This is a genomic window from Draconibacterium halophilum, assembly GCF_010448835.1.
GTDB classification, from domain to species: Bacteria; Bacteroidota; Bacteroidia; order Bacteroidales; family Prolixibacteraceae; genus Draconibacterium; species Draconibacterium halophilum.
The window spans coordinates 3,044,471-3,066,725 of record NZ_CP048409.1 but is presented as its reverse complement, the minus strand read 5'-3'; the positions used below and the strand labels follow the sequence as shown (position 1 = coordinate 3,066,725).

Genomic DNA, 22,255 nt, shown 5'->3' with positions numbered 1-22,255 from the left:
TGAAATGATACTTACAGTTTCAGAAACCCATTTAACCCGCAAAAAACACCCGATCATCTAATAAATTGCCGGCATTTCTTTTGGATCACCTATTTTCGGGGAAAACAAAGATTTATGTTACCTGTTCAGGATTACATTGACCATTTTAAAGAAATGTGGGAGCGAAGTCCCGAGACTTTTCCGATATTCCCGAATACTTATTCTGCACAAGAAAAATTAGCTCACGAGCGCAATTTCGACGGCTTTCAGAAAAAGCTGAAAGAGCTGCAGAATGTTAGTAAAGTACAACAGATAAAGAATGATCCGGCAAAGTCGTTTTTCCCAATGTTCAGATCGTTTCTGGAGACTGTTTTTGATTTTGATCCGGGGCACCTTGAAATTATCCTGTCAGAAGAGTTTAAAGATGTATCGAAAGATTTTTTCTATCGTGCGCGTGCATTTGGCCCCGAATTAACACCGGAGGATATTTATCAGGGAATGAGAAATGTATGGATTATGAATGGCCTTCAGTTAATGGCTGAAAAACCGGTGACGATCACTCCTTCGGTTTTTGCCTATTCAATGATTTATCCGTACAGCGATAATTTACTTGATGATCCGGAGATTGATACTGATGAGAAACTAGCGTTTTCGGAACGTTTTGATCGCCGTTTAAGGGGTGTGCATGTTGAGGCTGTAAATCATACCGAACAGCAATTATTCCGCTTAATCAGCATGTTTGAGGAAGAGTTTCCTCGCGAGAATTTTCCTGAGGTGTATGAAAGTTTATATGCCATTCAACAGGGGCAAACCAATAGTCTGAAAATGATGGCAGACAACGGATTGTCTAATGATGAGATCTGTAACATTTGTTTTGAAAAAGGAGGAGCTTCAGTTCTGGCCGACGGTTACCTTGTAGCAGGAAAAATGAGCAGTGAACAGGAACAAGCGCTGTTCGGTTACGGAATTTATTTGCAATTGCTCGACGATATTCAGGATGTTCGGGAAGATTCATTGGCTTTTACTAAAACCATATTCTCCTGTTTAGAGGAAAAGGATTTGGGAAGATTTGTAAATAAAACCATTCATTTTGGGCGATTGGCTTTGGAAGAAATGCGCTGTTTTAGAGGTGTAAAAAGCGACAATTTTTTAGGCTTGATGAATCGGAGCATAGAAACCATGATTGTTGAATCGGTAGGTTTAAATCACACATGGTACAGCAAAACGTATTTGATAGAAATTGAAAAAGTCTCACCCTTACATTTCTCATATTTGCGAAAAAAACGCACACAAAGTAAGTCGCAACGATTTGCACTATTTCAAAAATATTTCGATTCGTCAAAATCCAAAATGGAAGTAAGTTAAAATCGATTCTGGTTTTTTCAATTGTTTATTTAGTTTGTACATTTAGCCTTCAAACTAAATAAATAAATCATGAGTAAAATATATAACTGGGCAGTATTAGGATGTGGTAAAATTGCCAATAAGTTTGTTAACGATCTGAAACTGTTGCCAAACGCCAGGCTTTATGCTGCGGCTTCGCGCGATTTAAACCGGGCACAGGATTTTGCCAACGATCTGGGATTTGAAAAAGCCTATGGAAGTTACTCCGAAATGGTTGAGGATACTAACGTTGACGTGGTTTATATAGCAACGCCACATTCACATCATTTTGAGCATACTATGTTGTGTCTGACACATAAAAAGGCAGTTCTTTGTGAAAAAGCTTTTGCCATGAATCAGCACGAAGTAGCGCAAATGATTGAATGTGCAAAGGAGAACAATATATTTCTTATGGAAGCTTTCTGGACGATGTTTCAGCCGAGTTATCAAAAAGCACTTGAAATCATAAATTCGGGTGAACTGGGTAAGTTGAAAATGGTTCGTTCTGATTTTGCATTTAACGCTGAATTCAACGAAGATAAACGTCTGTATAATGTGAAACTGGGCGGCGGATCGCTTCTTGACATTGGAATCTACCCCGTTTTTGCGGCTTTATCAACTTTAGGAGTTCCTGATCTGATAAAGTCTTCCGCAGATTTCAGTCCCACCGGAAGCGAGGAAAGTATTCAACTGATTTTTAAATATAAAAATGGAGAGATGGCCAGTCTTTCTTCCAGTTTTGCTGTGCATTCGCCGGTTCAAAGCGAATTTTGCTGCGAAAACGGATATGTGATATTGCACCCTCGTTGGTTTACTCCAACTGATTTAACGGTTTGGAAGGACGGCGACGAGCAACAGTTAATTCCAAACGAAACAAAAGAAGGAGCAGGCTACCAGTATGAAGCCAAGCACGTAATGGAGTGTTTGGATGCCGAATTAATTGAAAGTCCGAAAATGACCTGGAAAATGAGCGAAGATTTGATTAAAACCCTTGATCGTATTCGAATCGATGCAGGGATATTTTTTCCTGATCATGACGAAAAGCTGTTTTACTAAAGATTGTAAATTCTAGTTGTACTTAGCTCCCAATTGTATTTTCAATTCGGCAGCTCAATCTTTCACAATTTAGAGATTATGCACAAAGAATTTTACATCAATCCGTTCAAATTGCAAACTGCTCTTTGCAATTGAAAATCAGTACGATTTATATGTTAACATTTGATGAATAATTGCACAAGTGGAATAAAGAAAAAATTCTCTAAATTGAATTATAACTATATTTAAAGTGAATTAAATGACAAAAGCTACAAAAGTGATCGCATTAAGAAAAAATAGAAAACAAGTACCGGAACCGACTTTAAGAAGGTTGCCGGGTTATTTATTTTTTCTTGAAAAAGTTCGCGAGCAGGGTGTGATGAATATTTCGGCACCTTCAATTGGAAAAGAACTAAAGTGCGATCCAACACAGGTGGTAAAAGATTTGGCTGTTACCGGCGTGAAAGGAAAACCCAGAGTAGGGTACAATACTTATGAACTGTGTCATGCGCTTGAAGACTTTTTGGGATTCAATCATGTAAATGAGGCTTTTCTTGTTGGCGCGGGTAATTTGGGATCTGCACTTATGGCCTATCAGGAGCATCAAACGCTGGGACTGAAAGTGATAGCAGCATTTGATGTAGATGAAACCAAGATAGGGCAACACATTGGAAACACACCGGTTTTGGAGTATAGCAAGTTGTTCCATTTGTCGAACCGGCTGGATGTTGAAATTGCCATTTTAACCACCCCAAATAATGTGGCGCAGGAGGTAGCAGAAGATTTGGTAAACTGTGGAGTGAAAGCGATCTGGAATTTCACACATGAAATATTGGATTTGCCTGATCATATAATAATTCAAAATACATCGATGAGTTCATTCGCTGCGGTTTTGTTGCAACGGTTAAACGATTCAAAGAAATAATTCAAAAAAAACTAAAAACATGAAAAAGTTTAATTTAATCTTTAGATGTGCATTTGATAGAATAAAGAAAAAATTCTTTAAAGATGAAAATAATGACATTAATCATGCATGTGTTGAGCTTCAAAATTTGGAAAATGAACTCAACGCTACAAACGAAGAAAAGGAGAGAGAAGAGTATGCGCAGAACTATAACTTAACTACCCGCTGGCAAACTATTTAATTGCTCTTTATTTTCTGTCACTACCAGAATTAATTTCTTTTAATTGACCATTGATCGGGTTTACAAATTCGTCTGGTATACACCTGTGAAAACACTCAAACACGCAGGTTTACTGAGTTCTGTGTCGTATTAGTTTTATTATTACATTTGTTTTTATTTGAAACAAGTAAATTTAATACGATGAAAAAATCAGCATTTTCTCTAATCATTTTATTTTTATTAACCGTAACCTTGGTTGCTCAGGAAACCAAACGTCCTGAACCTCAGCCGGCACCTGAAAAAAATGAATCTTTTAAACTAGGAATGGCGGGTTATACATTTGTTCATTTCGATCTGCAAACAACATTGGAAACAATGAAACGATGTGATGTACACTTTCTTTGTATAAAAGATTTTCATTTACCAATTAACAGTACTTCCGCCGAAATAGAAGCATTTCATAAAAAATGTGCAGAATATGGCGTTACCGGCTACGCCGTAGGACCACTTTATATGAAAAGTAAAGAAGATGTGGACAAATATTTTGATTATGCAAAAAGAGTAGGTGTAAATACAATTGTTGGTGTACCTAATTACGAACTGCTTCCTTACATAGACGAGATAGTGAAGGAGTCAGGTTTATATTTTGCGATCCATCTTCATGGCCCGGATATCGATGTGTATCCCGATGCTGATGATGTATGGAAACACACCAAAGATCTCGATCCGCGTATTGGTATGTGTCTTGATATTGGCCATGATACCAGAAATGGAAAAGATCCTGTGGCCGACCTAAAAAAGTACCATTCAAGGGTTTTTGATATTCATTTAAAAGATGTTACCGGTGCAAGCAAAGAGGGCTATTCAGTAGAAGTTGGAAGAGGAATTATAGATTTTCCGGCTTTTGTAAATATGCTTCGTGAAGTTAATTATACAGGTGTTGTAAGCTTGGAACACGAACGAAATATGGATGATCCGTTTCTGGGGATTGCTGAATCAATTGGTTATTTCAGAGCAATGATCGACGCAACAAAATAGATTCAATTAATATTACAGAGAAGAGTTTTCCTAGTTGGAGAACTCTTTTTTTATGTTTTAATACAAATAATTGTAAACGTAAATAAAAGAGGTATTCTTTATAAATTCCGGTTTTTATCGCAGCTAATTTTATATTTTTGCTCCGAATGAAGATAGGAGAGCTATACAGAAGAAATGTTTATGGAGTAATCGGTACGCTGGTTTTTCATATTCTGTTGTTTTCTGCGTTTTTGCTGGCCGATGTAAATATCAAAGGAAATACAATAGAAGAAGCGATTTTAATCGAATTTCCGGAAGAGTTGCTTGAACAGGAAATGATAGAACCCGAAACTTTAGAAGAGAATACAGATCAGGCAAGTAGTCAAGAAAATAGTAATACACGAACAAATATTGCGTCAAATCGCACCGCTACAGAAAATACAACAACTTCAACTGAAGAGTTTTTTGACGATGATTATTTAAAAGAAGTAGAAGCCGCAAAACAACTCGTTTCAAATGTAAACCAAAATCTTGCAAAAGAAACAGTTGATTTGAGTGATATTGAAATGCCGGTTGAAACCACAGAAGGCATGGACCGAGACTCGATAAAAAATGTGATTTATGCGGGCGAAAGTAACATTGTTTACCACCTGGAAAATCGTTTTCATTTAAGTTTACCGGTGCCTGTATATCTTAGTCAGGGAGGAGGAACGGTGGTTGTTGATATTGTTGTAAATCGTCAGGGCAGGTGGTTGAGGCCATACCCAGAGAGAATCGGTCTATCCGAGACAAACAAATATTGGCATATGCAAAGGAGGCTGCAACCAGAACAATTTTCAACAGCGATAATTCTGCTCCTGCAAAGCAAAAAGGAACAATTCAATACACGTTCATAGCACAGTAAATAAAATGTTAATAGTTATAGGGTTTAACACCATTTAACATCTTTTTCTTGTTGAATATACAATATGCTTTTATATTTGTGATACGTTTATTTTCATAAGTTTAGGTTTAGTTAGGTTAGTTAGTTTAATGAGAAAAGGATGGGTTGTTGAACCTGTCCTTTTTGTTTGAAATGCCCCCCGAACAATAAATCCAAAAGTCTTCTTCTTTTTTTAATTTAATTTTTATCTTTATCAGATCTTGTAACGGCTTGTTAATAAGCGAAATTACATGTTTTAGACATGGCCGGCTATTAAGTTGTGGATAGAATAATTTTAAATAGAGGGTTACCTTTTACCCAATAATCGAATAATATATTAGAAGATGATAAATTATACGGATGCGCAAATCCTGAAAGGAATCTTAAGGCATGATAATTTAATTTTACAGTACATTTATAAACACTACTACTATAAAGTTAATTATTTCATTAAGAAAAACCAAGGAAGTGAAGAAGATGCCAGTGATGTATTTCAGGAAGCTATTATCGTAATTTACAGGAAATTAAAAGAAAACGATTTAATTTTCGAAAAGAGTTCTTTTGCAGGTTATTTATTCTCAGTATGTCGATTTTTGTGGTTAAAGCAACTCGAGAAACGAAGAATTGAAAGAGAAAAGCTGAATGATTCATTACCGTTCCAGGAAGATGTTTACGATGACAACCTGGTAGAATTAGTAGATAAAAATCAAAAATACGGTTTGTATCAAAAGCATTTTAAAACCTTAAGTACAGATTGTCAAAAGCTATTGCAGATGTTTTTTGAAAAGGTCCCGCTAAGAGAAATTGCAAAAATTATGGGCTACAAATCTGAAAAATATGCTAAAACAAGAAAGTATAAATGTAAAGAACTGTTGATAAAGCGCATAAAGCAAGATACAGAATTTAAAAAGATACTTGAAGATGACACCTAAAGCAGAATTAATTGGACGCATTGAAGATTACTGTTTAGATTTATTAAACAACCCAGAGAGAGAAGAATTTGAAAAAGAGTTAGAGTTAAACCAGGAGTTAAGAGAAGAAGTAGAACTTCACAAGAATATTCAGACAGCCGTTATGGAGATGGATGTTCTTGATCTTAAAGGTAAACTCGAAAAAATTCAATCAAACAGTACAAAAAATGGCAGGTTAAATGGCTCTTTTGAGCTGTTAGACGACTTCAGCGAATTTGAAGAAGCCACATCAGCGTTAACACCCGAAGAGCTTATTGAAAGTTTAGAATCGCTCCCAAAAGTTCATGTATATCAGCATGAGCGAACCAGCAACGAAAACATACATCATTATTACAAAGAGCAAAACGGTTCAGAACAAGCCGTTGTGGAAGAAGACCTGAACGGTTTTGATATGGAAGGTCTGGAAGGACTGGAAGAAGCTGTTCTGGAAACCGACATTTTAAACCTGCGTGAAACATTGCAACAGGTGGCTAAATCGGTTGAACCACAATATTCAGTTGAAGATATCGACACTTACCTTGAAGGTGAGATGGGTGACGATATTTTGGCCGAATTTGAAGACGAGCTTGCTCAAAGTGAATTGTTACAATCAGAAGTTAATCTGCATAAAGAGCTTGAATCAGCTGTTGCTGAAAACGATGTAATGGATCTCAGAAGTGAATTAAGAAATATCATGGAGTCTGAAACCTCTTGGAATGTTACTGAGCAAACCATTGAAGACTTTATTGATGAAGTACTGGTGGATGAAAGTTTATTAGAAGAATTTAATGCTGAATTGAAAGAAAATACCGATCTGATGGCGGAAGTAGCGCTTCGCGAGAATATAAATTCTGCCGTTTCAGAAATGGATATAATGGGCTTGCGTCAGAAGTTGAATGACGCAAGAGCAGAATCGGAAAAGAAAGAAGTGAAATCGATTATAATGCCTCGCATCGAAATTGGTTCTACTCGATTTTGGCGAAGCAGCGTAGCAGTTGTTTTGGTATTGGTAGGTTTACTTGGTGTAATGCGAATGAATACCAATACGCTCGACAATTCGTACGACAAGTACTTTGAATCAACGACATGGGCATCAGAACGTTCGGTTAGCAGCAGTGTGGATGTAATACAACAAGCACAAATGTATTTCCAGCAGAATGAGTTCCAAAAGACTATTGATCTGCTGAATGTTGCAACCGTTAAAACAGAGGAGCAATTTGTTCCGCAGTTTTATAAAGGATTGAGTTATCAGAATCTGAATAAATATCCTAAAGCGGTATCAGCGTATTCTAAAGTTATTGATCATGGAAATAACATGTTTATTGAGGAAGCAGAGTGGTATAAAGCTCTATGTTACCTGAAAATGAATAAAAGGACCGAAGCTAAAAATGAATTGTTGGCGGTAATTGATCGCAAAGGGCATTACGAAAAAGATGCAAAAGCAATTCTAAGAAAGCTCAGGTATTCCTTTAAGTAATCGAAGAATCATTCAATAGATTAATTCGAAAAAAATATACACATTCAATTAAGCCTGTCGGTTACGACGGGCTTTTTTTATGCGAATTCCCTGGTCGATAGAAAAAGCGATAATCAATAGAATTAAAACAGCAAAAAAGTAAAGATCATAACTGGTGTAAACCGGAGAATTATCGCCAATACATTTAAAACTCATCCAGTAGTGGGGGTGGGCAAGTCTGGAGTTCGATTCATCAAGGTATTTTAGTTTGGCGAGACGAAGTGCTTCGTCTTTTGTTTTACCAGCTTTTAGGTACTTATAAAAAGAGGTCATAATTTTTGTGCCGGCCACATCTTCAACTTCCCAAAGCGACATTACTACCGAAGGACAACCAGCATATAAAAATCCACGGGCCAGGCTCATTAGTCCTTCTCCTTTTTGAAGTTGCCCAACCCCAGTGTTACATGCACTTAGTACGGTCATTCTGGCATTCAAGTTCAGGTTGTAAATATCTGCCGTATTTAACCATCCGTCGGCACTTAATGTCGTTGAATCCATATTTTGAGTGAATGCTAATCGAGAGAAAGCCGGTAGCGAATCGTTTATATAAGCGTGCATTGCCAGGTGAAGGATATCAAAATTCCCACTTTCTTTTCTGAAATTCTGCTCCGTTGCCTTTTCTTTCTCGAAAATAGTTGTATTAACAGATTTAGAGATGGCGTCAACTTCTTTTTGCACACCAGGCAGTGGCGCTAGCTTATAGCTTGTTCCCGTCATTTCAAATTCTTCAGAATGGTATTCCGGAGCAAAAGCCAGGGTATGATTTCGAAGTTTTGGCTTTGACATTTTGTTCTTCAGGAAAATATTTACCGAATTAGCATAGTTTATATTTACATCTTTAATCAGGTAGTCAAGTTCATTGAACCGGATTGTTTCGCTTGTATCGGGCAATGATTTTAGTAAGCCATCAAATGAAATGTAATTCAATTTTCCGTCAGGGATTATTGTCAGGTGTTTTTCATCCAAGTATTGTTCGTAAGGAGCCATTAGTACTTTGTATAGATTGTTAGACGAAACACAGTAGTTTTTTGCATCTTCGTTGTGTGTGAACATGTAGTCGGTTGAAGACATAAACCGGAAGGTTTCTTCTAAAGCTTCTATTTCAGCATTACTAAGTGTCTTTTTTTGAAATTCAATATTGTCGTTGGTAATAAAAAAAGTATACAGCGAAGTTAGTGTGTCAGTATTACTGCCGTTTTCAATTTTTTCTGTTGTCGGTTCTGCTAAAAAATACTCAACAATTGCTTCCTTTCTTTCAAGCCTGTTTTGTATGTCATTTAAGCTGAGGGTAGAATTGGAATATTTTAACTGATAGTAGTCGGGGTAGCTTTCTTCCATATAACGATTCAGCTCATCTCTTTGCCGCGATGCATTAAAAATCTTATCGTTATATTCTTCCAACAACGAACTATCAGGTTCATTGTAGCTTAATTCCTCGTATTGTAATTCGGAATAATTGGCGATGGTATTGTTTAATTTACGTTCCAGCTCTAATAGGCTATCAGGGATCAAACTATTTTCCTGGGCCAGTTCGTTGGCAATCTTATCGAAAAGTGCACTGCTTTTTAGCTGTTCCGAATTGTTAAACGCAATATCAAGGAACTCCTGATTACCCGAGTAATTATAAGCAAGGTATGCCGTCTCAATAATTTTACTGATGGTTTGGTATTGTAGATTCGACAGCTGTATCTTGCTTTCATCGTTCGAAATTTCTTTTCGCGCCTGTTGAATGAGATTACTGGTGTTGTTATAGCAGCTTAGCGCGTAATCGAGATTTGTACTAAAATCGATGCCTTTATTTTCATTATCCAGAAGGGCAATTTCAAGATACACATCACCAATTAATTTTATTAGTCCAATACAATCAATCAGCGAACGTGTTTGTTGAATTTCTATGTCCGAATTTTCAGGATTATTTTGATCCACTTCTAATGCTGTTAATCCTTTTTTGTACGATCCAATAGCTTTTAGTAAATTTTGTCTTTTTTCCCTTTTGAATCGGTTAATTTCCTGTGTGTTTATTGCTCTATTTCTGAAAATATTTCCCTCATACTCGTAATAAGTTGAAAGTTCTGTGCCAAAATTTTGCTGTTCTTGTAAGATTTTATATGCTAGAGATAGTTTTTCAATAGCCTTTTCAAAATTATTAATTGCAGAAAGAAATTCTGCGTAACTCATATAGGCATAGGCGAGGTCTAAACCTTTGTCATAATATTGTTGTGAGAATGAGATAGCATGTTTGTAATGATAATCTGCTCTTTCGAATTGTTTAAGGTTATAATAACTACCTCCCATAATATTATCAAAATATATTTGATTGGATGTATCTGCTGATGCATAACATTTTTCAGCAATATCAATAACAGATTGGTAGTTTTGAGTAACAAACTCAATCTCTGCAATAGCATAATAGGCGTTAGATATATCTTCAAGATCAACAGAAGTCTGACTCTGGTACACGCTTAAAGCTTGATCGTAATAATTTAAAGCATTGCTATAATCCAATTGGGCTCGATATACATTGCCCAGATTTATATAAATACTTCCCAACAAACCTTGCGGGGGGTCTGAACGAAGAAAAAAATTTGTTTCAGCAAGCTTATAACTACTAAGTGCCATATCATTTTGTCCCAAATTTTTATAAGTAATACCTAACATCATGTAGGGCTGAGTTAAAAAATAATCCTCTTCTCCATAAATTTTTTTTCGTTCATTTAGAAACAATTTAAAAGTATCTAAAGCTTCGGTGTACTTTCCTTCGTTGCCTAATCTAGCACCCATCTGTCCTAACTTATTGGTTAGTAGTCTTAAGGAGTCTTTGTTGACTTCCTGGCAGAGTATTATGCTGGGTAAGAATAATAGGTAAAAAACGAAGCTTATTCTCTTGAAAATTGTCATATGATGTTGTGATTTATTCCACCAAAATAGAACTTTTTTAAATTTTTTTCAAAAAAAGGGGGTTACCTTTTTGTACTTATCAGAATATATTAGTGAATGTGTGTTTAAAAGTTTAACGAATTAATTTATTATACGATGAAAAGGGTACAGTTTGAATCAACAGAAAATACTTTCGAAGTTAAGGGTTTTGAAGTAATCAACGAAGAAGCAATGAGCGAAGTTCGTGGTGGCGGAACTCCAAAATCTAGAGATAAAGATATTTATGATTTCGAGGAAGAATAAATTATAAATAAACAAGTATTTACTGTCAAGATTTTAAGATATGAATGTTATAGCAAGTTTTTTTACAGAGAACAACGGTGATTTTGAGTTATTGTCTGAAGAAGCAATGAACGAAGTTCGTGGTGGAGGAACACCAAAATCAAGAGATAAAGATATTTACGATTTTGAAGAAGAATAAGTCATAAAAACAGAACAATGAAAGCTATAACTATACAATCATCAGATAAACTAGATAATTTTGGTTTTGATGTTCTTTCACAAGAAGAAATGAATGAAGTTAGAGGTGGAGGAACACCAAAATCGAGAGATAAAGATATTTACGATTTTGAAGAAGAATAGCCTATATACAGAACCAATTGAGTTGTTAGTACAGGGGTTAAAACAAGGACGGTTTTAACCCTTTTTTTTATGCCTCTATTTTTCCTTCCCTTCAAACAACCTGTAATTATTATACTTGCATTTTAGTGCCCCGTTAAATAAATCGATTTTTTGAGACGGTTTTAATCCAACAAATTTTAAGCTTTCAAACGCTGAACTAAGTATCCACGCACTGTTCCCTGCAAATTGGTGTTTTAAACGCTCGCCAATCATCGAATAAAGCCCGTCAAGGTCATTTTCTCTCAGCCTTTCGCCATAAGGTGGATTGGTTACGATGGTCGCATTGTCTAATTTAACATCCAGATTTTTAAAATCGGTACAGGCAAATTGTATTTTGTTAAATACTAAAGCACGTCGTGCATTGGTTTGTGCATTTAACAAATTACTTCCTGATATATCCGAAGCATAGATTTTATGTCTGAATTCTCTTTTTTCAACCGGCTCGGTAATTTTTTCCCAAAGTACAGGATCGAAATCATTCCAGTTCTTGAAGGCAAATTCTTTTCTGAATTTAGCAGGAGGAATGTTTTGAGCAATCATGGCTGCCTCAATAGCTAGTGTGCCCGAGCCACACATCGGGTCCATAAAATCCGAGTTTCCAAGCCATCCGGTCAGGTTGATCATACCTGCCGCAAGTACTTCGTTTAAAGGCGCTTCACCCTGTTTTACGCGATATCCTCTTTTATGTAATGATTCTCCTGAACTGTCAATCGACAATGTACAGTTATCCTGGAATACATGGACGTTTATAATGATATCCGGATTTTCAGTATCTACATTTGGTCGCTTCCCAAAATTCTCGCGAAAATAATCGGCAATAGCATCTTTTACCTTTAGTGAGGTAAACATTGAGTTTCTAAAATCGCGCGAGTTTACGACCACGCTGTTAATCACAAAATTCTGATCGACCGTAAAATAATTTTGCCACTTTATTCTTTTGCATTTTAAATAAAACTGATCGACATCTTTAAAATTAAAATGTTCAATTTCTTTTAAGATACGCAATGCAGTTCGGAGTTGATAATTTGATTTGTATATTAACTCAAGATCTCCTTCATAAAATACGGCACGTTTTCCGCGTCGTACATTTTTACCGCCAATGCGCTTCACTTCTTTGGCCAAAACATCTTCCAGGCCGGAAAAGGTTTTTGCGATTAATTTATACTCTTTCAATGATTTGATTTTAATTTTTAAATACCTGCTCCGTCCATAAACGGAATATCTCTTGGTCGTTTTTGCACCACTCGGGAATTAGCCGGAAGATCGTTGGTTACCCATACGTTACCCCCAATTACAGAGTTTTCGCCAATAGTAACGCGGCCAAGTATAGTTGCACCTGCATAAATAACTACATTATTCTCCAATATTGGGTGACGTGGAATTCCTTTAATCGGGTTTCCGTCATCGTCAAGCGGAAAACTTTTTGCTCCCAAGGTTACTCCCTGGTATATTTTTACATTATCTCCAATAATAGATGTAGAACCAATAACAACGCCAGTACCGTGGTCGATGGTAAAACTCTCACCAATTTGAGCACGCGGATGAATATCTATTCCGGTTTCGCTGTGTGCCATTTCGGTAATAAAACGGGGAATAAGCGGAACATCCAACTCTAATAATTTATGGGCAATACGGTAATTTGTTATGGCCCTGATTCCCGGATAACTAAAAATAACCTCGCCAAAGTTTTTTGCTGCCGGGTCATTTAAAAATGTTGCTTCCACGTCTGCAACAAGTCGTCTTCTTATTTCTGGCAGAAACTCAATAAAAACAACAGCCTTTTCTTGCGCTGCCACTTTATGCTTTTCAACCCTTTGTTCCGATTCGTCGGTGCATTCAAAACACAAACCTGCTAAAATTTCACCAGTAAGCATTTCAAGTAGTTCATCAACGTAAACTCCCATGTAGTGCGGAGTTATGGTCGCTTTTAAAGTAGTAGTGCCGAAATAGCCCGGGAAAAGAATTTCACGAATCAGATTAATAATTCGTTTCACCTTCTTATTTGATGGCAGTGGTTCTCCCAACAAGTGTTTATGACAAACCAACTTGTATGATTCAGGGTTGCTTAGCTTGGTTATTGTATCCAATATTTTTTGGTCCACTTTGTTATTTGTCATGTTGTTGAATTATTATACAAAACTAATTACATTCATTTAAGAACTGTAACATATAACGTATAAAACAAGCTTCTTGTTGAAGGATTTTAACTTAAGCAGTATCTAAACCTGAGATGAATTGAATTGCACCTTTTTTCCGCTCTTCATAATTACCTTTTATAATTTGATAAGGGAATTGATATTTTTCTAATTCTTGAATGTAAGTCTGCTGAAGTTTTTCACGATCGGTTCCTCCATTTTCACGAACACTATCGGGTACCCAAGGCAAATCGGTATCGCAAACTAAAAAAACGTCAATACGGGTTTCTTTGATCGTTTGATCGATCCACTCCGGAACTATTCCGTAAACAACATCCAGCCAGATTTTTGTTATCAGTAGCCAGGTATCTAAAATTATCAGTGGCACCTGTTTTGAAACCATTTCGTTATACTGTTCAACCTGTTTTTGTGCTATCAGAATAACATCCTCGTAGGTGTACGATCGCTGCAATTGTTCAACATAACCTCGTGCAAATTCCGGAACAAACGGCAAATTGTAGTGTTTAGCAAGTGCTTTAGCAAGTGTGCTTTTTCCAGTTGATTCGGCCCCGGTAATGGCTACTATTTTAGTTTTTTTCTTCAATTTTTTTAAGGTCTTTTTTCCATTCAATATAGCCCAATAGTGCCATAAAGGTGTAAACGATAAATAAAATAACAGTTGCCCACAAACCTTTGTAGACATATAATCCTGCAGAAAAAGCATCGATAAATATCCATAACAACCAATGCTCTAAGTATTTTCTTGCCAGCATCCAGGTGGCAATAATGCTGAGTGCTGTAGTCACAGAATCCATGTGCGGAACATCGGAATTGGTATAATTGCTTAGAATAAACAGGAGCAGGGCATAAAGCGCAATTGAAACCAGTGCCAGTTTTAACCACAATACTTTTCGGGTCGTTTTAACGGCTACTTTCTTTTCATTTTGTTTTTTTCCGGTTAGCCAGAAATACCAGCCATAAATGCTGATTACCACGTAATACACCTGAAGTCCCATATCGGCATATAATCTGGCATCAAAAAATACAACTACGTAAAGTGCCGAGGTTAATAAACCTGTAGGCCACGTTAAAATGTGTTGTTTAATGGAAAAAAAGATGTAGGCTAAACCAAGAATGGCTCCCAGTATTTCAATGTAATTACCTAAGAGCCATTCCAAAACTATATCAGTCATAAATTTTAATCAGCTGTAACTAAAAGCGCTGCATATTTGTCTTGGTTATCAAAAACTTCAAGAGCTTTTAAAATCGCATCGTCTTTTTCGTTTAAAACTTTATACATGTCGTTTCTTGAATATAAGTCGCGGGCTATTAAAGCCTTAATTTCTTGTTTAAGGTCATCCTCAAGGAAATTCAAACTTTCTTCGTCCTTCTCAATTCCTTCTTCAACACCTTTTGCAACTACCTGCTCAACATTCTCTTCTGTAATCTCAAATTTTTCGTTGAATTTATCAAAAGTGGAATATTGTTTCATTATGTCTTCACGATGAACATCAACATAATCCAAAACAAAGTTATAAGTAACCCGCTTTCTCCTAAGTTTATTCATATATGCATAATGTGATGATGTGTCCATTGGAACAAAAATATCGGGCATTACACCACCTCCGCCGTATACTTCGCGACCATTAACCAGAGTTTTATGTTTTAATTCGGCATCAAAATGAATACTGTCGGCACTAAACATCTCACCATTACTAATTCGGTTGGCATAATCTTTACGGTATTCGCGAATACCACCATCATAAGGTTTTTGAATACATCTGCCGCTTGGTGTGTAATAGTGAGCTGTTGTAAGTCGAATCATAGAACCGTCATTCAGGAAAAATGGTTTTTGCACCAATCCTTTTCCGTACGATCGCCGACCAATTATAACTCCACGATCCCAGTCCTGAACAGCTCCGGAAACAATCTCGCTTGCTGAGGCTGAGCCTTCATTAACCAAAACAACCACTTTGCCATCTTTAAAAGTTCCTTTCGAGGTCGCCTTATATTCTCTTCTTGGATCGTTCGTACCATCGGTATAAACAACCAGCTGATCATCGTTTAAAAACTGATCTGCCAGTTCGATGGCTGATTTCAAATATCCACCACCGTTGTTTCTTAAATCAAGAACAAGGTTTTGTATTCCTTCACGTTTTAAATCTGTCATTGCAGATAAAAACTCATTGGTTGTGGTAGCTGAAAATTTATTCAACTTAATATAACCCGTTGATTCATCGAGCATGTAAGAAGCATCCAGACTAAAAATTGGAATTTTATCTCTAACAATTGTAAAACCAAGTGGCTCATTTTCGCTTTTTCTCGCAATTGTTAAATCAACTTTGCTTCCCTTTTCCCCTCTTAACAGGTCAAAAACATCGGAATTTTTCAATCCTATTCCAGCAATATTCTCACCGTCCACCTCAATAATTCTGTCTCCGGCACGCAAGCCAACTTTTTCTGAAGGTCCGCCTGCAATGGTCGTTGTAACCAACAAAGTATCCTTATAAATATTAAATGATATACCAATTCCTTCAAAGTTTCCTTTAAGGGGCTCATTCATTTTATCCACTTCTTCTTTTGAAATGTAAGTTGAGTGCGGATCGAGCTCTTCAAGCATATGCACAATAGCCTTTTCTGTTAAGTCGCCAACATCTGATGAATCGACATAGTAGCCGTCAACCAAACGCAGTAAACGGGCAAACTTTACCTGGTTTTGCTGCACTTCGTTTTGTGCCTGTATTGATACAGGAGCAATGAAAAATAAAGCTAAAAACAGGCTTAAGCCAATCGTTTTAATATGTTTAATTTTTGATACGATCATAATTCAAATTTTTAATTTATAACGAAACTTTTTTAGCAATAAGTCTGCCAAAATTAATATCGTTACATTTTGCAACAACTATTCCCATTCAATTGTTGCAGGTGGTTTCGAACTAATATCATAAACTACGCGGTTGATACCACGAACTTTATTAATGATTTCGTTCGACATTTTTGCCATAAAATCGTACGGTAAATGTACCCAATCGGCCGTCATCCCATCGGTTGAAGCAACAGCGCGCAAAGCCACTGTATTTTCGTAGGTACGTTCGTCGCCCATAACACCAACCGATTGAACAGGAAGCAACATTACTCCTGCCTGCCAAACTTCGTCGTATAGCCCCCAGTTTTTCAACCCATTAATAAAAATAGCATCGGCTTCCTGCAGGATGCGAACTTTCTCGGGAGTTACATCGCCAAGAATACGAATTCCCAATCCAGGCCCCGGGAAGGGGTGGCGACCCAAGAGTTCTTTTTTAATCGTTAAAGCTCCACCAACGCGTCGTACTTCATCTTTAAATAAAAGCTTGAGTGGTTCTACCACTTTTAGTTTCATTTTCTCAGGAAGTCCGCCAACATTGTGGTGCGACTTAATAGTTGCCGAAGGACCATTTACCGATATTGATTCAATTACATCCGGATAAATTGTTCCTTGCGCCAACCATTTTACGTCTTTTATTTTGTGCGCTTCTTCATCAAAAACCTCGATAAAGTTGCGTCCTATAACTTTTCGTTTTTGTTCCGGATCAGTAATACCGGCCAAATCGTTCCAGAATTTTTCCCGGGCATCAACGCCAATTACATTCAGCCCCATATTTTCATACGAATGCAAAACATCTTCAAATTCGTTTTTACGAAGTAGACCGTTGTCAACAAAAATGCAGGTAAGATTTTTACCGATAGCTTTATGCAGTAAAACACCGGCAACCGATGAGTCAACACCACCTGACAGACCAAGAACAACCTTGTCGTTGCCTAGTTGGTCCTGTAATTCCCTTACTGTTGTCTCAACAAATGAGTCGGGTGTCCAGTTTTGTTCGCAGCCGCAAATTGTTGTCACAAAATTTTGTAACAGTTGCTTTCCTTCGGTAGTATGGTAAACCTCAGGGTGAAATTGAATTGCCCAGGTTTTTTCACCATCAACTTTATAAGCTGCAAAGTTTACATCTTCGGTTGATGCAATTACTTTATAATTTTCCGGAAGCCGAATAATAGTATCGCCATGCGACATCCAAACTTGCGAGTGTAAACTAACATTTTCAAACAGAACACTATCGTGATCGATAAATCCCAGATTTGCTCTTCCATATTCACGCGTGTTCGAAGGAGCTACTTCACCACCATAAAAATGAGCCATGTACTGTGCTCCGTAGCAAACGCCAAGAACCGGTATTTTGCCTTTGATTTTTGAAAGGTCGGGACGAGGTGCTTCTTCATCGCGAACCGAATAAGGACTGCCCGAAAGGATCACTCCTTTTACACTCTCATCAATTTCCGGGAAGTGGTTGTAAGGATGAATTTCGCAATAAACATTTAGTTCGCGGACCTTTCGTCCAATCAATTGTGTGTATTGAGAACCAAAATCAAGAATTAAAATCTTTTCCTGCATGAAAAACTACTTTTGTTAATGAAAAGACAAAAGTACGAATATCACTTCAAAATCTTTTCAAATGTGAATGAAATTAGGGTTCGTGTTAATAAGAGGTCGTAGTTAGGATGGAGTTTGCTTCAAAATAGGTAAAATTAATTTCGAAACTATGCGTTAACATTTATGTGTTGTTACAGAATTGCTAAATTTGAACGAATTTTTAAATCCATTATTTAATGAGAAGTCTTTTGCTGCTATGCATGGCATTTTTGATGTTGTTACCGAATGAACCGGTTTTTGGACAAAATTTTCCTGAAAACGAAATCGTTGTTATTCAAGGCAAAAAGTTTGTTATGCACCAGGTTCGCACCGGCGAAACAGTTTATTCTTTAACAAAGAAGTATGGAGTATCACAACCCGAGCTGGAAAAAAATAATCCGGGCATTAATAAAGGACTGACAATTGGACAGGTGCTAAAAATTCCTTACACCGAAGGTATAGATCTTCAGAATCTTTCTACTGATCAGAAAGGAGCTCCTGCGGGGTTTATAAAGTATAAAATTGAATCAAGAAAAGAAACGGCCTATTCCATTGCTAAAAAGTTTGGAATTACTGTGGAAGAGTTTTATGCATACAATCCAACTGTTCGGAAGATCAGGAAACGTACAAAACTGAATATTCCGTATTGGGAAGAAGCAGAGGAGAAAAAGGCTGAGCCGGAAGCCTTGACTGAAAAACCGGGATACGGATGGCAAATTATAATACATCAGGTTGTTTCGGGAGAAACGTTGTATTCGCTTGCCAAAAAGTACGGAACAACGGAGCAGGATATTATTGATTTAAATCCTGAGGCAAAGCAGCTAAAAACCGGAATGACTTTGAAAATAGAAAGTAGCGCATCCGGAGTTGGTGAAATTCTGCCACAACCTGTGGAAAAAGACGGAAATCGAAATTATATCGAACACATTATTGAATCAGGTGAAACCATGTGGGGAACAACCCGCAAGTACAATATTTCGGAGGAAGAACTAAAAGCCTTGAACCCAATTTTGAATACTGGATTTCCGGCCGGAGCAGTAATTAAAATCCCGGTTGCCGAAACTAATAAACCTTTAGCAAAACCTGTAAATGAAGAAGCTTTTGAGCAACATCTGGTAAAAAAAGGTGAGACTTTATATGGTTTGTCGAAACAATACAATATTAGCATACCCGACATTAAAAAATACAATCCCATACTTGATAGACGCAATTTGGTTTCTGGAGAATCCATTTTAATTCCTAATAAACCTTCAACCATCTTTGCAAAACCGGATAGTGACAATATTGAGATTGTTGATGTAGATTCAGCTAAATTGCTGGAAGAATATTATGCTGTAGAATTGCCGGTTGAAATTCCCGAGTCGTGTGTGCCGGATTTATCGGTACCATATTCAGGTAAGACTTACAATGTGGCATTGTTTTTACCTTTTTATTACGAAGCTAACGACACGCTGAACCGTGAAGATTTGGTGATTGATGAAACGACACTTTTTACAAGCGAAGAAGCCAAAGTTGCGCAAGATACGACCATTGAATTAGAGGAACGTAAAGAACTGTTTAAGCAATTTTATGGCGGAAGTGAAAATTTTGTACGGTTTTATGAGGGGGTACTTTTAGCTATCGATTCATTACATAATGTTGGTTTTAATGTGAAATTGAATGTTTTTGATACGCAACGGAATCCTGATTCGATACGTCAGTATTTTCAGGCCAACGAGTTTTTCCAAACAGATTTAATTATCGGGCCGATATTCCCTAACGTTCAAAAAGAAATTGCAGCCTATGCGGCGAAGAATCGGATTCCTATTGTTTCGCCACTGGCTTCGCAAACAGCAATTACAAGATCGAATTCACATTACTTTCAGGTAAATCCCTCGCGCGATTACCTGATTCACCAAACGGCCGAAATGGTAGCAGAAGAGCATTTTAACAGTAACTTTATCATTGTAAAAACCTCTGATTATTCGCGAACCACAGAAGGTCAGTTGGTAGAACTTTTACGCGAGAAATTTTTTAATTCAGGTCTGTTGAGCAGTAACGAGGGCGTAAACTTTACGATATACGATTTTGAAAACGAAGGGGCTTTTGGTTTACGACGAATTATGTCGAAAAATAAGGAAAATGTTGTTTACATTCCATCGGAAAACGAAGGTGAGTTGAGTGTGGCCATATCAAATGTAAACAACCTTTCTTCGGAGTATTCCATCACGCTGATTGGTTCAAACCGTTATCCAAACTATTCAAGTATTCAGTTGGAGCAGTTTCATAATCTGAAGCTCAAGTACATTGCGCCTTATTACACCGATTATTCGAATCAGCAAACCATTAATTTTATTGAAAAATACAAAGCCAATTTTGGCACCGAACCGGATAATTTTAGTTTCCAGGGCTACGATGTAACCTTGTATTTTTTAACCGCATTAATTACTTATGGTAACGATTTTGCCGGTTGTCTGCCCTACATGCATTCGTTTCAAATGCAGGGAAACTATCATTTCCAGAAATTGACACAGTTTGGGGGTTATATGAACGAAGGAGTTTCGGTAATTTCATACACACGTGATTACCAGGTAGAACGTAAGCGGGTGAAGGGGCAGCCACGTTTAATTATGGCTTCCGACAATTAAAAATTGGTGGCATTTCTCATAAACTGATACCTGAAAATATTTTATCTTAAGCGATCAATAAATTAAACAGAAATGGAAGATTTAACTGTTGGAACAAGGGTTGAACATCCGCGGTACGGAGAAGGAATAATTAGTAAAGACAACCTTACTGCCTACGAAATATTTTTTGAGCGAGGCGGTAAAATGGAAATCACAAAACGAAATACTGATCTGACTGTTTTGGTAGCGAATGAAACTGGTGAAAAATCGGGACTTTCGATCAGTGAAATGGAAAAGGTGCTGAACTATGTGCTTGATAAACACGCTGCACTGAGTGAAGTTATTCCGTTGGGTGAAAAATGGGAGGGAGGTACGATGTTGCTGCAACCGGCTAATCCTGAGCTTAAACCAAAAGAAATTCCGATTGAAGCCTTCTTTCACAAAATTGTAATGCTGCGCGATAGACTACGTGTTTTGGAACAAAATATAAACAGCAGCAAATCGCTGACGGATGAAGAGAAAGTGAATATTCAACAATACATAACGCGAGCCTACGGTTCGCTAACGACTTTTAATGTGCTGTTCTCCGAAAAAGAGCACTATTTTGTTGGAGCAAAAAGTAAATAATCATGAAAAAACCAAAGCTGATTCTACTATTCTTATTTATTGCCGGAGTTGTTATGGCACAAAACAAGACACTAAAAGTGTGGCCCAACAGTGCACCAAACGACAACGGGATGACAGAACCGGAAGAAAAATACGATGGCGTTCGTGTGCGAAATGTGTCGGAAGCTGAAATGTATGTTTATTTGCCCGAGGCAGAAAAGAATACCGGAGCGGCTGTAGTAATTTGTCCAGGAGGTGGTTATTGGATTGAAGCGATGGACCACGAAGGGTATGATATAGCTCGTTTTCTTCAGGAAAAAGGAATTGCAGGAATTGTACTAAAATATCGTTTGCCATATGGAAACCACGAAGTTCCATCAAGCGATGCAAGGCAAGCCATAAGAATTGTTCGTGCCAATGCAAAAGAGTGGGGGATCAATCCTGAAAAAATAGGAATCGCTGGTTCATCGGCTGGTGGTCACCTGGCCTCAACTGCCGGAACTGTTTTCGATTATGGCAATAAAGAAAGTTCAGATAAGGTTGAACAACAAAGTTGCCGGCCCGATTTTATGTTGTTGCTCTATCCTGTAATTACCATGGATGAAGAGTTCACGCATTTAGGATCGAGGGAGAATTTAATTGGCAAAGGGCACGATAAAGAATTAGTCAGAAAATATTCGAACGAGTTAAATGTGAGTGCGGAAACACCACCAACATTTCTTGTTTTGGCCGACGATGATACTGCTGTCTTGCCAAAAAATTCCATCAGTTTTTATTCAAAAATGAAAGAATTTGAAGTTCCCGCCGAGTTGCACATTTTTGCCGAAGGAGGACATGGTTTTGGTATACGTAAAAACGGAATTCCGGCGGATAACTGGCCAAATTTGTTTGTCGATTGGTTAAAAGCAAGAGAAATTATTGAATGATGAATGTAGAATGATGATTAACGAATTGAGAAGAAGAAAAAATCTACA

The 22,255-nt window shown here is 37.2% G+C and carries 21 protein-coding genes; 14 read left to right on the top strand and 7 right to left on the bottom strand.

All coding sequences use genetic code 11. From position 1 onward, the window contains the following. The first annotated feature begins 114 nt into the window (after nucleotides 1-114). The 8 genes from G0Q07_RS12320 to G0Q07_RS12285 all read left to right on the top strand — a co-directional run bounded on the left by G0Q07_RS12320 (nucleotide 115) and on the right by G0Q07_RS12285 (nucleotide 7,887). A complete protein-coding gene (locus tag G0Q07_RS12320; protein WP_163346372.1) occupies nucleotides 115-1,344 on the top strand; it encodes a class 1 isoprenoid biosynthesis enzyme in 1,230 nt (409 codons plus the stop codon). Nucleotides 1,345-1,413: 69 nt separating this feature from the next. Further along, on the top strand, nucleotides 1,414-2,418 hold the full coding sequence (locus G0Q07_RS12315) for a Gfo/Idh/MocA family protein (protein WP_163346371.1): 1,005 nt from the start codon (nucleotides 1,414-1,416) through the stop codon (nucleotides 2,416-2,418). Nucleotides 2,419-2,656: 238 nt separating this feature from the next. Further along, nucleotides 2,657-3,322, top strand: coding sequence for a redox-sensing transcriptional repressor Rex (locus G0Q07_RS12310; protein WP_163346370.1), 666 nt, complete (start codon nucleotides 2,657-2,659; stop codon nucleotides 3,320-3,322). Between the two features lie 19 nt (nucleotides 3,323-3,341). Then, nucleotides 3,342-3,542, top strand: coding sequence for a hypothetical protein (locus tag G0Q07_RS12305; RefSeq protein ID WP_163346369.1), 201 nt, complete (start codon nucleotides 3,342-3,344; stop codon nucleotides 3,540-3,542). Nucleotides 3,543-3,722: 180 nt separating this feature from the next. Then, the gene (locus G0Q07_RS12300; protein ID WP_163346368.1) at nucleotides 3,723-4,559 is read left to right on the top strand and encodes a sugar phosphate isomerase/epimerase family protein; all 837 of its coding nucleotides are present in this window, start codon (nucleotides 3,723-3,725) and stop codon (nucleotides 4,557-4,559) included. A gap of 146 nt (nucleotides 4,560-4,705) precedes the next feature. After that, nucleotides 4,706-5,434 (top strand): hypothetical protein, encoded by a 729-nt coding sequence (locus G0Q07_RS12295; RefSeq protein ID WP_163346367.1) that lies wholly within the window; start codon nucleotides 4,706-4,708, stop codon nucleotides 5,432-5,434. Nucleotides 5,435-5,804: 370 nt separating this feature from the next. After that, nucleotides 5,805-6,392: an RNA polymerase sigma factor gene (locus G0Q07_RS12290; protein WP_163346366.1), complete on the top strand. Its 588-nt coding sequence runs from the start codon at nucleotides 5,805-5,807 to the stop codon at nucleotides 6,390-6,392. Continuing rightward, complete coding sequence (locus G0Q07_RS12285) at nucleotides 6,382-7,887, top strand: tetratricopeptide repeat protein (RefSeq protein WP_163346365.1); 1,506 nt, start codon at nucleotides 6,382-6,384, stop codon at nucleotides 7,885-7,887. Before G0Q07_RS12290 ends, G0Q07_RS12285 begins: the two co-directional genes overlap by 11 nt. Before the next feature lie 48 nt (nucleotides 7,888-7,935). On the opposite strand, the gene G0Q07_RS12280 is transcribed toward G0Q07_RS12285, so the two are convergent. Then, nucleotides 7,936-10,707: a CHAT domain-containing protein gene (locus G0Q07_RS12280; protein ID WP_163346364.1), complete on the bottom strand. Its 2,772-nt coding sequence runs from the start codon at nucleotides 10,705-10,707 to the stop codon at nucleotides 7,936-7,938. 252 nt (nucleotides 10,708-10,959) lie between these two features. Between G0Q07_RS12280 and G0Q07_RS12275 the strand changes: the two genes are divergently transcribed. The 3 genes from G0Q07_RS12275 to G0Q07_RS12265 are packed head-to-tail and all read left to right on the top strand — an operon-like array spanning nucleotide 10,960 to nucleotide 11,445. Beyond that, nucleotides 10,960-11,106, top strand: coding sequence for a hypothetical protein (locus G0Q07_RS12275; RefSeq protein ID WP_163346363.1), 147 nt, complete (start codon nucleotides 10,960-10,962; stop codon nucleotides 11,104-11,106). A gap of 40 nt (nucleotides 11,107-11,146) precedes the next feature. Then, the gene (locus G0Q07_RS12270; RefSeq protein WP_163346362.1) at nucleotides 11,147-11,284 is read left to right on the top strand and encodes a hypothetical protein; all 138 of its coding nucleotides are present in this window, start codon (nucleotides 11,147-11,149) and stop codon (nucleotides 11,282-11,284) included. Between the two features lie 17 nt (nucleotides 11,285-11,301). Beyond that, nucleotides 11,302-11,445, top strand: coding sequence for a hypothetical protein (locus G0Q07_RS12265; protein WP_163346361.1), 144 nt, complete (start codon nucleotides 11,302-11,304; stop codon nucleotides 11,443-11,445). Between the two features lie 75 nt (nucleotides 11,446-11,520). On the opposite strand, the gene G0Q07_RS12260 is transcribed toward G0Q07_RS12265, so the two are convergent. The 6 genes from G0Q07_RS12260 to guaA form a co-directional block, all read right to left on the bottom strand. Further along, nucleotides 11,521-12,657 (bottom strand): THUMP domain-containing class I SAM-dependent RNA methyltransferase, encoded by a 1,137-nt coding sequence (locus tag G0Q07_RS12260; protein WP_163346360.1) that lies wholly within the window; start codon nucleotides 12,655-12,657, stop codon nucleotides 11,521-11,523. 17 nt (nucleotides 12,658-12,674) lie between these two features. Then, nucleotides 12,675-13,601, bottom strand: coding sequence for a serine O-acetyltransferase EpsC (gene epsC, locus G0Q07_RS12255; protein WP_163346359.1), 927 nt, complete (start codon nucleotides 13,599-13,601; stop codon nucleotides 12,675-12,677). A gap of 91 nt (nucleotides 13,602-13,692) precedes the next feature. Continuing rightward, nucleotides 13,693-14,223: an AAA family ATPase gene (locus G0Q07_RS12250; RefSeq protein ID WP_246222895.1), complete on the bottom strand. Its 531-nt coding sequence runs from the start codon at nucleotides 14,221-14,223 to the stop codon at nucleotides 13,693-13,695. Further along, nucleotides 14,207-14,812, bottom strand: a complete 606-nt coding sequence (pnuC, locus tag G0Q07_RS12245; RefSeq protein ID WP_163346357.1) for a nicotinamide riboside transporter PnuC — start codon at nucleotides 14,810-14,812, stop codon at nucleotides 14,207-14,209. The genes G0Q07_RS12250 and pnuC overlap by 17 nt, the downstream gene beginning before the upstream one ends. Before the next feature lie 5 nt (nucleotides 14,813-14,817). After that, complete coding sequence (locus tag G0Q07_RS12240) at nucleotides 14,818-16,443, bottom strand: S41 family peptidase (RefSeq protein ID WP_203532535.1); 1,626 nt, start codon at nucleotides 16,441-16,443, stop codon at nucleotides 14,818-14,820. 78 nt (nucleotides 16,444-16,521) lie between these two features. Further along, on the bottom strand, nucleotides 16,522-18,051 hold the full coding sequence (guaA, locus tag G0Q07_RS12235) for a glutamine-hydrolyzing GMP synthase (RefSeq protein WP_163346356.1): 1,530 nt from the start codon (nucleotides 18,049-18,051) through the stop codon (nucleotides 16,522-16,524). A gap of 215 nt (nucleotides 18,052-18,266) precedes the next feature. On the opposite strand from guaA, the gene G0Q07_RS12230 reads away from it, so the two are divergent. The 3 genes from G0Q07_RS12230 (at nucleotide 18,267) to G0Q07_RS12220 (ending at nucleotide 22,207) form a co-directional block, all read left to right on the top strand. Next, the gene (locus G0Q07_RS12230; protein ID WP_163346355.1) at nucleotides 18,267-20,696 is read left to right on the top strand and encodes a LysM peptidoglycan-binding domain-containing protein; all 2,430 of its coding nucleotides are present in this window, start codon (nucleotides 18,267-18,269) and stop codon (nucleotides 20,694-20,696) included. Between the two features lie 72 nt (nucleotides 20,697-20,768). Next, nucleotides 20,769-21,302, top strand: a complete 534-nt coding sequence (locus G0Q07_RS12225; protein WP_163346354.1) for a hypothetical protein — start codon at nucleotides 20,769-20,771, stop codon at nucleotides 21,300-21,302. 2 nt (nucleotides 21,303-21,304) lie between these two features. Next, entirely contained in the window at nucleotides 21,305-22,207 is a 903-nt protein-coding gene (locus G0Q07_RS12220; RefSeq protein WP_163346353.1) for an alpha/beta hydrolase, read from the top strand. Nucleotides 22,208-22,255: the final 48 nt, after the last annotated feature.